At 66.7% G+C, this 13,775-nt stretch carries 11 protein-coding genes; 2 read left to right on the plus strand and 9 right to left on the minus strand.

Annotated features, from left to right (window positions below):
* Positions 1-15: 15 nt before the first annotated feature.
* Positions 16-1,740: an IlvD/Edd family dehydratase gene (locus tag BLT60_RS00155; RefSeq protein ID WP_090874204.1), complete on the minus strand. Its 1,725-nt coding sequence runs from the start codon at positions 1,738-1,740 to the stop codon at positions 16-18.
* A 358-nt stretch (positions 1,741-2,098) separates the two neighbouring features.
* Between BLT60_RS00155 and dacB the strand changes: the two genes are divergently transcribed.
* Both dacB and oiaX read left to right on the plus strand, forming a co-directional pair.
* Positions 2,099-3,622, plus strand: a complete 1,524-nt coding sequence (gene dacB / locus BLT60_RS00160; protein ID WP_175478213.1) for a D-alanyl-D-alanine carboxypeptidase/D-alanyl-D-alanine endopeptidase — start codon at positions 2,099-2,101, stop codon at positions 3,620-3,622.
* A 141-nt stretch (positions 3,623-3,763) separates the two neighbouring features.
* On the plus strand, positions 3,764-4,999 hold the full coding sequence (gene oiaX / locus BLT60_RS00165) for a 3-oxo-isoapionate-4-phosphate decarboxylase OiaX (RefSeq protein WP_210185530.1): 1,236 nt from the start codon (positions 3,764-3,766) through the stop codon (positions 4,997-4,999).
* 22 nt (positions 5,000-5,021) lie between these two features.
* On the opposite strand, the gene dhaL is transcribed toward oiaX, so the two are convergent.
* The 8 genes from dhaL to BLT60_RS23935 all read right to left on the minus strand — a co-directional run bounded on the left by dhaL (position 5,022) and on the right by BLT60_RS23935 (position 13,733).
* Entirely contained in the window at positions 5,022-5,633 is a 612-nt protein-coding gene (gene dhaL, locus BLT60_RS00170) for a dihydroxyacetone kinase subunit DhaL (protein WP_090874207.1), read from the minus strand.
* A gap of 2 nt (positions 5,634-5,635) precedes the next feature.
* Positions 5,636-6,595, minus strand: a complete 960-nt coding sequence (locus BLT60_RS00175; protein ID WP_090874880.1) for a dihydroxyacetone kinase subunit DhaK — start codon at positions 6,593-6,595, stop codon at positions 5,636-5,638.
* A gap of 96 nt (positions 6,596-6,691) precedes the next feature.
* Positions 6,692-7,147 carry a D-erythrulose-4-phosphate isomerase gene (derI, locus tag BLT60_RS00180; protein ID WP_090874881.1) on the minus strand — a complete coding sequence of 152 codons (456 nt, stop codon included), beginning with the start codon at positions 7,145-7,147 and terminating at the stop codon, positions 6,692-6,694.
* A gap of 11 nt (positions 7,148-7,158) precedes the next feature.
* Positions 7,159-7,929, minus strand: coding sequence for a triose-phosphate isomerase (locus BLT60_RS00185; protein ID WP_090874208.1), 771 nt, complete (start codon positions 7,927-7,929; stop codon positions 7,159-7,161).
* Positions 7,930-8,214: 285 nt separating this feature from the next.
* The gene (locus tag BLT60_RS00190) at positions 8,215-8,802 is read right to left on the minus strand and encodes a biliverdin-producing heme oxygenase (protein WP_175478214.1); all 588 of its coding nucleotides are present in this window, start codon (positions 8,800-8,802) and stop codon (positions 8,215-8,217) included.
* A gap of 21 nt (positions 8,803-8,823) precedes the next feature.
* Positions 8,824-9,816, minus strand: a complete 993-nt coding sequence (locus BLT60_RS00195) for a heme acquisition protein HasA (protein WP_090874210.1) — start codon at positions 9,814-9,816, stop codon at positions 8,824-8,826.
* A gap of 39 nt (positions 9,817-9,855) precedes the next feature.
* Entirely contained in the window at positions 9,856-11,880 is a 2,025-nt protein-coding gene (locus tag BLT60_RS00200; protein WP_090874211.1) for a TonB-dependent receptor domain-containing protein, read from the minus strand.
* On the minus strand, positions 11,877-13,733 hold the full coding sequence (locus BLT60_RS23935) for a calcium-binding protein (protein ID WP_139167719.1): 1,857 nt from the start codon (positions 13,731-13,733) through the stop codon (positions 11,877-11,879). Before BLT60_RS23935 ends, BLT60_RS00200 begins: the two co-directional genes overlap by 4 nt.
* Between the last annotated feature and the right edge of the window lie 42 nt (positions 13,734-13,775).

Genomic DNA, 13,775 nt, shown 5'->3' on the forward strand with positions numbered 1-13,775 from the left:
CGCCACCCCGTCTTGTCAGTGCGAATGACGCGGAATGTCGGCGCCGCGCGTGCCGGGCAGGAAGTCGAGGTCGCAGCCCTTGTCGGCCCCGAGCACATGGTCGAAATAGAGCTTCTGGTAGCCACCTGTCATCGGCGGCTCCGGCGGCGTCCAGTCGCGCATCCGCTCGGCGATCTCCGCGTCGGTCAGGTCGACCGTCAGGCTGCGATTCGGCGCGTCGAGCGTGATCATGTCGCCGTTCCGGATGATCGCCAACGGCCCGCCGAGCGCCGCTTCCGGCGTCGAATGCAGGACGACGGTGCCATAGGCGGTGCCGCTCATCCGCGCGTCGGAGATCCGCACCATGTCGGTGATCCCCTTCTTCAGGATCTTTGGCGGCAGGCCCATGTTGCCGACCTCGGCCATGCCCGGATAGCCACGCGGCCCGCAATTCTTGAGCACCATGATGCAGGTCTCGTCGATGTCGAGATCGGGGTCGTTAATGGTATCGTGGTACTGCTCGATATTCTCGAAAACCACCGCCCGGCCGGTATGCTGCATCAGCGCCGGGGTCGCCGCCGACGGCTTGATCACCGCGCCACCGGGGACGAGGTTGCCACGCAGGATCATCACACCGCCGTCCTCGGTCAGCGGATTGTCGAGCGGGCGGATGACCTCCTTGTTGTAGTTCTCGGCGGTCGCATTGTTCTCGCCGATCGTCCGGCCGTTGACCGTCAGGGCGTCGCTGTTGAGCAGCCCCGCCTCGTCCAGCGCCCGCAGAACCACCGGCAACCCGCCGGCATAATAGAAATCCTCCATCAGGAAGCGGCCTGACGGCATCAGGTCAACAATGGTCGGCACGTCGCGGCCGAAGCGGTCCCAGTCGTCAAGCTCAAGCGGGATGCCCATCCGGCCGGCGATCGCCAGGAGATGGATGACGGCGTTGGTCGAGCCGCCGACCGCCGCATTGGTGCGGATGGCGTTCTCGAAGGCTTTGCGGGTGAGGATCTTCGACATCACGAGGTCTTCGTGGACCATGTCGACGATGCGCCGCCCGGCGAGCTGGGCAAGCACGTTGCGGCGCGAATCGACGGCCGGGATCGCGGCGTTGCCGGGCATGCCCATGCCGAGGCTCTCGACCATGCTGGCCATCGTCGAGGCGGTGCCCATGGTCATGCAATGGCCGGCCGAGCGGGCCATGCAGGCTTCCGCATCCATGAAGTCCTCGACGCTCATCTTGCCGGCCTTGACGTCTTCGCTGAACCGCCAGAGATGCGTGCCGGAGCCGACCTCCTCGCCACGGAAGCGACCGTTGAGCATCGGCCCACCAGAGACGGCGATGGTCGGCAGGTCGCAGCTCGCCGCGCCCATCAGCAGCGCCGGCGTGGTCTTGTCGCAGCCGACCAGCAGCACGACGCCGTCGATCGGATTGCCACGAATCGATTCTTCGACATCCATGCTGACGAGGTTGCGGAACAGCATGGCGGTCGGCCGCAGGTTGGATTCGCCCAGCGACATCACCGGAAATTCCATCGGCAAGCCGCCGGCTTCGAGCACCCCGCGCCGGACTTTTTCGGCGATCTGGCGGAAATGCGCGTTACACGGCGTCAGCTCGGACCAGGTGTTGCAGATGCCGATGACCGGGCGTCCGTCGAAGGAATCGGCCGGCAAACCTTCGTTCTTCATCCAACTGCGATGCATCATCGCGTTCATGCCGGTGCCGCCGAACCAGGCTTCCGAGCGCAGCTTGCGTTTGGTCATGGATCCGTTTTCCTCCGAATTCGTCTGTCTTTTTGTCCGCCTGCGCACCCAGAATCGCGACAGGTTCCCGTGAGCGGGGTTGGTATCATAGTATCATAGCCGTTGTGACAAGCAGCCGGACACGGCGTCGCGATTCGGTGGCCGAGATCACGGCAGGGACGCCGGGCCTTCGCCGGCGACGGTCAATCGGGCGGTAAGCATACGGCCCGTCGGTTGCGGAGGCCGTATTCACGCTGACAAACAAAACGCGCATTGTTGGTGTCTGAGCCTTGGGATTCGCATTCGCCCGCCACCTTGAACCGCCGCCAGAGCCTTCCAGTTACTCCGGCAGCCAACGATGGGACCGTTACGCCCGCCCATGTTTCAGTCGAACCGCCTCATCGCCGGGATGACCGCCCCGGTTTCCGCCAGCCGGGCCATGGAGCGCAGGTGGCTGAAACAGTGCGCGGTGGCGCTCGTCACGGCTCTTTTCTTCGTCACCGGCCCGGCCGTGGCAGAGGATGCGGTCAATGTCGACTCGACCCAGGCCGACGTGGCACTGGTCAAGGCGTCGAAATTCGCCCCCGACGATGTCGGCTACTTCGTCATCGACCTCGCCGACAACCGGGTCGTCGCCGAGCATAACGCGGACCGGCCCTTCATCCCGGCCTCAGTGGCGAAGATCCCGGCCGTCGCCGCCGGACTGGAGATCCTCGGCAGCGACTACCGCTTCGCCACCACGGTGCTGGCCGACGGCGAGATCACGGACGGCGTGCTGTCCGGCTCGCTGACCTTGCGCGGCGGCGGTGACCCCTTTCTCAGCAGCGACGACCTTCAGACGATGGCCAAGGCGCTGGCCGCCAGCGGCATCAAGAAGGTCGAGGGCAGTTTCCATTACGACGCCAGCGCGCTGATCGAGGTGCCGCAAATCAACGACATGCAGCCCGAGGCGGCCGGCTACAACACCGGAGTCAGCGCGCTCTCCGTCAACTTCAACCGGGTGCGGCTCAACTGGAACAGGGGCCGTGATCCCTCCTCGGCCTTCGCCGCCGCGATCAGCGAGAGCCGGGCGTTGCCGCTCGACGGCGTCGCCATCGCCTTCGCCGCGGAAGAGCCGCCGGGGCCTTTCGTGCGCGCAGGAACACCGTCCGAGGATCGCTGGCTGCTGGCGCCGTCGCTGCCGGAAACCGGCGAGGACTGGCTACCGGTCGGCGACCCGTCGCTGGTTACGGCCGAGGTATTCAGGGCGCTTGCCGCCGAGGAAGGCGTCGACCTGCCCGATCCGACGCCCGGCGTCACACCCGAGGGTGCCCGCGCGCTGGTCAACCACGACAGCATCCCGCTCGGCGAAATCGCCAGCGGCGTGCTCCATTATTCCAACAACCTGTCGGCGGAACTGATTGGCCTGGCCGCAAGCCAGCGCCTGACCGGCCGGCGACTGACGCTGAAGGACTCGGCCACCGCGCTGGGGGCCTGGTGGAAACTGCGCCGACCCGAGGCCGACTGGACCGGCTTCGCGGTGGAGAACCATTCCGGCCTGTCGTCGCGGTCGCGGACGACGCCGCGCCAGATCGTCACGATGCTCGAGGAATCCAGCGAGTTGATGGGCGGCGCCGACTTCAACGAGTTGCTGAAACAGATTCAGTGGAAGGGCGTCAATGGATGGGCCCGGGTCAAGACCGGCACGATGTCCTATGCCCGGGGGCTCGCCGGCTACATCAACACGGAATCCGGCAGCCGGCTGGCCTTCGCCATCTTCTTCAACGATGTCGAGAAGCGCGCCGCGCTCGACGATGCCTTCGACCGCCATGTCCGGGCGATCGACGGCGCCTCCCGGTCGTGGCGCAACAGCGCCCTGCGGCTCGAGGAAACGCTGACCACCGGCTGGGCCAAGCGCTTCTAGCGGCACGCAGCGCCCACCGGACTCCTTCATCGCCCTTTCGGTCGCGTCCGGTTCGCCAGGCGCGGTAGGATCGAGCGGAGTCGGCGGTACCACGCGTGCCGGTGCAAGCCGCAGAAGAAGGGGCGAGTCATGGCGGGCGAGATGATCCGGGTCACCTATCGCATCGAGACAAGCGGGGATCCGGAGGCGATCGCCGCGAAGATCGCGGCCGACCAGTCGACCGGCACCTTCACCGAACTCCCCGGCGAGACCGAAGCCGTCCGCGCCCGCTGCGCGGCGCGGGTCGAGAGCCTGACATTGCTCGAGCCGATCGCCACCCCGTCGCTCCCCGATCCCGACGGGCGCGGGCCCTATCATCGCGCCGACGCGGTGGTCGCCTTCCCGCTCGAAGCGGTCGGCACCGACATCGCGGCGCTGATGACCATCATGATCAACGGCGTCTTCGCGGTGCGCGGCGTCACCGGCATCCGCGTCATGGATATCGACCTGCCGCCGGCATGGTCCTGCCATCCCGGCCCGCAATTCGGCATCGCCGGCTCGCGCCGCCTGATGGGCGTCGCCAGCGGCCCGATGATCGCCTCGATCATCAAGCCGTCGCTCGGCCTGCTGCCTGAGGAGACCGCCGCCGTGGTGCGCCAGCTCTGCGAGGCAGGCGTCGATTTCATCAAGGACGACGAGAAGCTGATGAGCCCCGGCTACTCGCCGATCGAGGACCGGATCAAGGCGATCATGCCGGTCATCGACGACCACCGGCAGAAGACCGGCAAGACGGTGATGTACGCCTTCGGTATCTCCTCGGCCGATCCCGACGTGATGATGCGCAACCACGACATGGTCGTCGCGGCAGGCGGCAACGCAGCCGTGGTCAACATCAACTCGGTCGGCTATGGCGGCATGACCTTCCTGCGCAAGCGCTCGGCGCTCTGCCTGCACGCCCACCGCAACGGCTGGGACATCCTGACCCGGCATCCCGGGCTGGGCATGGAGTTCAAGGCCTACCAGAAAATCTGGCGCCTGCTCGGCGTCGACCAGTTCCAGATCAACGGCATTCGCGCCAAATACTGGGAACCCGACGAGAGCTTCGTCCGCTCGTTCCACGACCTGGCGACGCCGCTCTTTTCCGACGCCGACCGGCCGCTGCCGGTGGTCTGCTCCGGCCAGTGGGGCGGCCAGGCGGTGGAGACCTACCAGCGGACCGGACGGACCCTCGACCTGATGTATCTCGGCGGCGGCGGCATCCACGGCCACCCGATGGGCGCCGGGGCAGGCGTGACGGCGATCCGCCAGGCCTGGGAGGCGGCGGAGCGGGATATCGACCTTGCCACCTATGCCCGGACCCATGCCGAACTGGCGGCGTCGCTGGCCAAGTGGGGCTAGCCTCCGGCCTGCTCGTCCGCCGCTAGCTGGCGGCGAGCGCCTTGCAGATCACCCCGACGATCATCGCGGCCGAAACCGCGCCCGGATCCGGATGGCCGAGGCTCCGGTCGCCGAGCCGCGCCGCCCGGCCGAGGGCCGCGACCATGCCGCTGGTGGCTTCCGCGCCCTCCGTGGCCGCCGCGGCGATGGCCGACGGATCGGCGCCGGCCGAAGCCGCCTCGGCGGCCGGCAGCCAGGCGTCGAGCATCGTCTTCTGGCCGGCCTCCGCCTTGCCGCGATGGGCGATGCCCTCGGCCATGGCGACGATCACCTGGCGCAGGCTGTCGCGCGGCACGGATTTCTCCGGTCCGAGCGCCTTGCCCGCCCGCATGAAGGCGGTGGCGTAGAGCGGGCCCGACGACGCGCCGACCGCATTGAGGAACCCCTTCGCCGCCGCGTTGAAGATGTCCTGAAGCGTGCCGTCCGTGACCTCGCGCGCCGCGGCGGCGGCCGCGACCATGCCCTGCTCCATCGCGATGCCGTGGTCGGCGTCGCCGATCGCCCCGTCGAGGGCGCAGAGGTGATCGCGCTCGGCGCGCATCAAATCGGCCAGGTCGGTCAGCAGGGCCTGCAGGTCGCTGGTGGTGAAATCCATCGTCAGCCCACCCGGAACATGGCGCAATCGCAGGGATGATCGAGCATCGTCGTCAATTCGTCGTCGAGATGCATGACCGAGATCGAAGCCCCCGCCATCTCCATCGACGTGCAATACGGACCGACCAGCGCCGAATGGATCCTGATATCCGCCGCCGCCAGGCGTTCGGCGACGCGGGCGTGCATGATGTAGAGCTCCATCAGCGGCGTCGAGCCGAGCGAGTTGACCAGCACGGCGACGCTGTCCCCGGCCTTGGCGTTCATCTCGCCGAGGATCGCATCGACGATCTCGTCGGTGACGGCGTTGGCGCTCTGCAGCGGCCCGCGCCGGACGCCGGGCTCGCCATGGATGCCCATGCCGATCTCCATCTCGCCGACCGGCAGCTCGAAGTTGGGACGGCGGGTCTGCGGCAGCGAGCAGGCCGACAGCGCCACCCCCATGGTGTATGTGCGGTCGTTGGCGTGCCGAGCGATCCGCTCCACCTCGTCGAGCGACATCATCATGTCCGCTGCGGCACCCGCCGCCTTGAAGATGAAGACATTGCCAGCGACGCCGCGGCGTTTCTCGCGGGCATCGCGGGGCGCCGAGGCGATGTCGTCGGTGGTCACCACCGTGCGGGCCTCGATGCTTTCCATCTCCAGCATCTCGGCCGCCATGTCGAAATTCATCACGTCGCCGGCATAGTTGCCATACATGAAGAGGATCCCGGCGCCGCCATTGGCGGCCAGCGCCGCATCGACCACCGGCTGCGGCGGCGGCGAGGCAAAGACGTTGCCGACGGCTGCCGCATCGGCCAGCCCCTTGCCGACGAAGCCGAGGAAGGTCGGCTCGTGGCCCGAGCCGCCGCCAATGACGAGGCCGACCTTGCCCTCGCGCGGCCCGTGTCTGGCGACGACGGCGCGCGGCGCATTGTCGGGTCGCCAAAGATGGTTCGGATGCGCGGCGATGATGCCGGTCAGCATTTCGTCGACGGCGGCATTGCCGTCATTGATGAGTTTCTGGGTCTGATCCACGCGGTGCTCCTCTCGCTCGGCCAAGGGCCAGGACGTCGCGCCCGGTCAGGCCGGCGTATATTTGGCGTCGACCTTGTCGATCGCTGCGACATTGCCGGCCGAGCGGCCGTTCGGGTCGAAGGTCTCGGCGAGATAGGCGTCGGCGATCGCCTTGGCATGCTCGACGCCGACCACCCGGGCGCCCATGGTGATGATCTGGGCGTTGTTCGACAGGGCGGCGCGGGTCGCCGAATAGGTGTCGTGGGTCAGCGCCGCGCGGATGCCCGGCACCTTGTTGGCCGAGATGCAGACACCGATGCCGGTGCCGCAGACCAGGATCGCCCGGTCGTAGGTTCCCTTGAGAACTTCGGAGGCGACGCGGTCCGACAGGTCGGCATAGAAGTCGTCCGGCCCCGACTCGGTGTGGGAAATCTCGGACACCTCGTGGCGGTCCCTCAGGTAGTCGGCCAAGGTCCGTGCCAGGCCTTCGCCCGCACTGTCTCCGGCGATCGCGAGTTTCATGTTCCTCTCCTTCACAGTTTGGCGGCGCAGCGCGTCAGGATGTCGAGATACCCCTCGACGTTCCAGGCCGAGCGTCCGATGAATAGACCATCGATATGGGGGCAGGCGATGAGTTCTTCGCAATTGCCGGGATTGACCGACCCGCCATAGAGGCAGGGGACGGCGCGGCCAAGCACGTCTTTGGCAACCGCAATGATCTCGGCCTGACGAGCGTCCGCGTAGTCAGAGGTCGCCGGGATGCCGTTGACGCCGATCGCCCAGACCGGCTCGTAGGCGAGGAGCACCGGCGCCGCCTTCTGGCTGCCGTCGAGCTTGCCGAGCGCGGCGCGAACCTGGGTTTCCAGCACTGCCCGCGCGTGGCCGCCCTCGCGCTGGGCCAGCGTCTCGCCGATGCAGATCAGCGGGATCAGCCCGTGCCGCACCGCCGCCTCGGTCTTGAGACCGACGGTCTCGTCGGTCTCGCCGAAGAATTCGCGCCGCTCGGAATGGCCGAGTTCGACGATGTCGAGACTGCAGTCCCGGAGCATCACCGGCGAGACCTCGCCGGTCCATGCTCCCTCGTCGGCCCAGTGCATGTTCTGGGCGCCGACCTTGACCGAGGTGTCGGCCAGCATCGCCTTCACTTCGCGCACTGCCGTGAAGGGCGGGATGACGAAGCGCTGGATGCGGGGATCGCGGCCGGCATCGGCGGCCTTCAGTCCTTCGGCGAAGGCGCGGGCCTCGGCCAGCGTCTTGTTCATCTTCCAGCTTGTGCCGATCCAGACATGCGGCGATGCGGTCATGCTTCTCCCCCTTGCGACGGCGCCGGCCCCGCGCGGCCCGGCGCCCTGCGGTTGCCGCGACGGGCCGGGTGCGACCGGCCTTGGGGTTTAGCCAATTGTGGTGCCCCGAGGCAATCCGCATCTCGCGTCAGGGGGCGCCACGACGGAGACTATCGCCGGGGATCGGCACCGAAACGGCAGGACGACCGGGAAAACACCGCCGCCGCGCGAGGCGAGACAGCCCTCGGCACGGCGCGCCGATGACGACACGCCGTGCCTGACCTCACTCGGAAGATGCCGGCTGGCCTACCCGGCCGAAGCAAACGCCGTGTCGGCAAGGTCGCGGACATGGGCGAAGGCCGCCTTTGCCCCTTCGACCGCGAGCGCGTCCTCTTCTTCCGACAGTTCGGCGGTGTTGATCGCCTCGGTGAAGGTGCGCCAGTGCAGGCCGCGACCGCCTGGCGCCGGCGCCATGTGGCGGGCGCCGAATGACGCGTCGAGGCCGATCTTCTGGACTGCCTTGAGCAGGAAGGCGGCGCCGAGCGTCGACCCTTCGGCGACGTAGAGCCAGCCGATGCCGCCACGAAGGTCCGCCGGCGTCTCCATGGGTTCCGGAACCGGAAGGCCGAGATCGGCGAGATCGCGGGCCGTCGCCTCGAGACGCGATCGCGCCCCGAGATCGGGCACCAGCCGACCCAGCGTCGCGTCGCGGTAGAACGGCTCGACCGCTGAGAAGAATCGATACTGCATCTCGACGAAACGGCCGTAGCGGTCGCGGTCGAGGAAGGGCCGTCGGCGCATGAGGCTCTGGTCGAGTTCCTCATGGGCGCTATGCGTCGCTTCCCGCAGGCGCAGGGCGCGGAGATCGGGCCGTTCGAGCGTGTCAGTGACCATTGGTTCTGCTCCCATGTTCCGTCAGATCACGAGGAAGTCGTCGGCATCGACGTCGATCTTCTTGCCGACCTTGGCGAACTGCACGGCGGCGAAGGCGGACTGGTTGCCGTCCGCGTCGTAAGAGAGCGCTCCCGACTTGTCGTCGTAGATGATGCGGTCGCTCGCATCCTTGGCCGACGTGCCGACGACGAAGGCGGATTTCGCCAACCCGCCCTTGTCGAGATCGGAGAAGATCGTCTGCGACACCCAGATCGTGTCGTCCTTCGCCTTGAAGTCCTTGATCGTGTCGACGTTGCCGGCCGAAAGCGCGGTATCGAAGACGAAGGCGTCCTTGCCCCTGGCGCCCTTCAGCACGTCGGCGCCGAGGCCACCGCGCAGGGTGTCGTTGCCGGCCCCGCCATTGACGTTGTCGTTGCCGCCGGCGCCATCGAGCTTGTCGTTGCCGTCCTTGCCCTTGATCTTGTCATTGAACGCGGTGCCGACATAGGTATCGCCGCCCTTCGATCCCTTGACCTTGTGCCCCTGGCCGTTGATCACATCGAGCAGCAGCGAGGGATCGGAGGTACCGCCGCTGTCATGCGGCCCGCCCATCAGCGCATAGACGACATCGTGGAGTTCTCCCGCGACGCCCTTGGCATTCGAAATGTCGAGGCCGGAAATCTCGACCTTGGTCGCCGTCTTGGTGATCTCGCCCTTCTTGTTGGTGGAGAAGGACTTCGACTTGGAGTCGTAGCTGCGGCCGAGCGTCGAGAGGCTGACCGACTTCAGCGTCCCGCTCAGCGTGTGATCGGTGAAGTAGTAGAAGAAATCCTTGCCATCGAGCACCATCGCCTTGGTCTTCGACGGCTTGCCGGCGATATCATCGAGGAAGAGGATCTGGCTGCCGTCATAGGTGCTGTCGCCGCCAAGGAAATATGGCCAGCCCGACGGCGTGAAATCACTGAAATAGCTGTCGACATAGGCGTTGAAATCGACGCCCTTCTTGCCTTTGGCGGTAAGCTTGATCTTGATCATGGTCCTGCTCGTCGATGGTTGCGTGCGGATCGGCCTCGGCTAGCTGCCGAACCGGGTGGTCAGGGAGACTTTCGCGTTGATTCCGGGGCTCGGGCTGCCGTTCGGATATTGCGTGTATTGCTCGTTGAAGATGTTGGCGAAGTAGAGCGAAGCATCCGTTCGCGGATTGATCTTCCACGTCGCGAAGAGATCGACCGTCTGGTACGGATCGCCGACCAGGCCGAGCATTTCGGCGTCGCGCTTGGCGCCGACGAAGGTGATGCGGGTGCCGGCCTCGAGGTCGCCGTCGAGGGCGCGTATCCCGGCGATGGCCGTCAGCCGGTTCGGCGGCACGCTGGTCAGCTGGTCGCCGGTCCTGCTGTCGACACCGCCCATCACCTGGCCGGAGAGGCCGGCAAAGGCGCGCTCGGCATCGTACCGGGCCTCGAACTCGAAGCCCTGGATCGTCGCCTCGGCGATGTTCTGATACTGGTAGCCGCCCGGGATCGGGAAATACTCGAAGACCTGCTCGATATAGTCCTCGACCCGGTTGTGAAACACGCCGAGCTTGACGTTCAGCGAGTCCGACGGCCCGACGACACCGTCGAAGGCGAAGTCGACACCGGCTTCGATGTTGCGCGCCACCTCCGGCTTGAGATCCGGGTTGGGCAGGAAGCGCCCGGCCGTCACCGGCGGCGGATGGAAGCCATCGATCAGCGTCTCGGTCAGCGACGGCGGCCGATAGGCCTCGGCATAGGTGGCGTAGACGGTGACCGGGGTGAAGGGCGTGTAGCCCAGGGTTATCTTCGGCGACAGCCGTCCGCCGGAATTGGCGATGTTGTCGCCGGTGAGATCGTACCCGTCGTAACGCAGCGCGCCGACCAGCTCGACCCGCTCGGTCACCGCGATCCGGTCCTCGATGAAGGCGCCGTAGACGAGGCGGTCGCCGGACGGCGTCAGGTCGTCGCTGGTCCCATGCGGATCGCGGGTCTCGACCGCGTCGTGGAAGAGGTCGCTGCCATAGGTCAGTTCATGCGCCATCGATCCGATGACGAAGCGCGACGTGTTGTGGAGGTCGCCTCCGAGCGTTCCGATCTCGAAACGGGTCCGTCCGTCGTCGGCCTTCTGCTCCTGCCGGGTCGACGTGTAATAGATCTTGGCGGTCAGGTCGGCCCAGCTTGCCGTCGGGTCCCAATGGTAGCCGAGCGTGAAGGTATCGCTCATGGCGCGGCTGGTCAGGGCTTCCGAGAAGGCGCTGTCGAAGCCGCTGTCATAGTGCAGCGCCGAGAGGGTGATCTCCTGGTCGTCGTCCGGGGTGAATCGGGCCTTGGCGAGGCCGGACAGCATGTCCTGCGCAGCGACGACCTCTTCGCCGTTGCCGCTTGTGTAATCACCCGCGTCGCGCCATGTGCCGGCGACCGCGACATCGGCGCGGTCGCTGAGCCTCGCCGCCGCCTCGCCGTGCAGGAGGATCGACTCCGGGTTGCTCTCGGCCTTGGCCTTGAGGCTGGCGGCGACCGTCTCCCCGCCCTGCAACACGTCGTCGGCATCAAGCGTCGAGAAGCTGACCACGCCGCCGATCGCGCCGCCGCCATTGACCCCCGAGGTCGGTCCCCGGGTCACGTCGACGGCGCGCAGCATCTCGGTATCGAAGAAGAAGGTTCCGTTGGCGCCGTGGCCGCTCTTCTGGAAATTCTGCCGGGCGCCATCGACCAGCACGTTGACCCGGCCGAAATCCTGAAGGCCGCGGACGCTGACCGCCGTGCCGGCATCGGCCGGGGTCGTCTGGGTATTGACGCTCGGGATCAGGGTCAGGACCTCGGTGACGGTGTCCGCCTGCAGCGGTTCGAGCGCGCCACGCGTCCATATGGTCGTCGGCGACAAGGCGCCATAGGCCGGCTCGCCGCCCGGGCTGGCCGTGACGGTGATGGCATCGAGGTCGAGCACGCCGCCGCTCAATAGATTCATGTCGTCGGCAAGCGCCGCGTCGGCCATCGACAGGCCGAGCGCGGCAAGCGCACACCGGGCCAGGGCATCGCGCCACTGGCCCGGCGTCGCCGCGTTCTCTCGAACCCCGGTTCTCACAAGAGGAAGTCGTCCTCGAACAAGGCATCGGCGCCCATGACCTTGATGGAGAAGTCCGCCGAAGGGCCACCCTTGGAATCGACCTTGACCACAACGCCACTTTTCCGCTCGACGACGCGCAGCTCGTCGCCGTCACCAGAGAATTTGCTGCCGCCGATGAAATCGAGTCCGCCGAAGCCGGTCAGGTCGATCTGGTCACCGTCGTCGGTGGAGAAGTCGAGGATCTTGTCGCGCCCCTTCGCCTTGCCGCCGCTGTCGCGGAAGCCCTTGAAGACGAAGACGTCGGCATCGGCACCGCCGGTGAGGACATCCCTGCCCTTGCCGCCGACCAGGATATCGGCGTCGGCGCCGCCGGAAAGCGTGTCCTTGCCGCGTCCGCCGACCAGGGTGTCGACGCCATCGCCGCCGCTCAGGTCATCGCTGCCACGATTGCCCTTGATCAGGTCGTCGCCGCCGCTGCCACCCAGCGTGTCGTTGCCATTGCGCCCGAAGATGTTGTCGTCGAACTGGCTGCCGACGAAGGTGTCGTCGCCGTCCGAGCCGAGGAAGTCCTGCGCATATTGGGCAAGGAGCGCCTCGATCGCCGCCGCATCGGCGCCCATGAAGGCCTCGTAGAGCGCGTTCACCTCGCCGTCCGTCGCATCCGGCGCATCGGCCAGTCCGAAACCGGAGATGACGATCTCCGCCTCGTAGCCGGTGAACGCATCGGGCCCCGATTCCGGCGCTTCGCCGGTGATCGTGGCAAAGGTCATCGCGTCGACGGCACCCGAGATGTCATGTCCATAGGCCGAACCGTGATGGATGAAGTCGTAGGCGATCTCCTCGCCGTCGAGCACGGCGACATAGACGGAGTCACCTTCGGGGTCGTCGGCTGCGGCGTACTGGAAGCTCAACTGGTCGCCGTTGAGATAGAATTCGCGTCCATAGGCATTGTCGATGGTGCCACCGTGGAAGGCATAGCTGCCCTCCCCTGCGGTCGCGGCGAAATAGGCGGCAAGATAGGTGGTGAAGTCGACGCCACCGGACATCGAGGCGTCGATGGTCAGCCGGCCGCGCGCCGTCAGGACCGCCAGGTCCTCGACCGCAATCGTCTGGTCGTTAAAGGCGACGGATTCGATATTCTTCAGCGTCGTCTCGCCCGTCCCGGCCGAGACGGCCGAGGGGCTGACGACCGTCCGGCCGTCGGCATAGCGAACGACGAGATAGTCGGCGAAGTTTCCGGCGAAGACTGCGGTGTCGAAGTCGTCGCCGCCGTCGATCAGGTCGTTGCCGCCGTTGCCGGCGAGCAGATCGTTGCCGCCACCGCCTTCGATGATGTCGTCGAAACCGGTGCCGGTGAAGATGTCGGCGAAGTCCGAGCCGATGAAGTGCTGCGCCTCGTTGTCGAGGGCGTTGGCGTAGATCGCCATCTTGTCCGGATCGCCGGCGTTCCCGTACATGTGGGCAACCGAGAAATTGTGAACGACGCCGTTGGCCTCGATCTCGCTTTCCTCGGTCGGATTCGCCGGCTGCGCGTTGGCGAAGTCGAGCCCGGTGATCCGGAGCTGGACATCGCCGCCGGTATAGGCGCCGTCGTCATCGAAATCGCCGCTGCCGATGCGGCCGTATTCGACCGTATCGATCGAGCCCCAGACCGTGTGGGTGGCGAAGGAATAGGCGATCTCGCCCCGGGCGAGGACGTATTTGTCGGTCGGCCCGGTGCCGTAGCCAAGGAACATCTCGGTTCCGTCAAAGGCAGTGCCGTTGTCGAAGACCGGGAAGCCGCCGCCGCTCTGGTCGGCGAGGAAGCCGCCGCGGACGAAGGTCTCGAAATCGATGCCGGACTCGGCGTTTGATGCGTCGATGGTGATCATGCGTAGGCTCCAGCCATGGCCCGGCCCGACGTCAAGGATCGG

It is taken from the genome of Bauldia litoralis (genome assembly GCF_900104485.1).
Taxonomy (GTDB): Bacteria; Pseudomonadota; Alphaproteobacteria; order Rhizobiales; family Kaistiaceae; genus Bauldia; species Bauldia litoralis.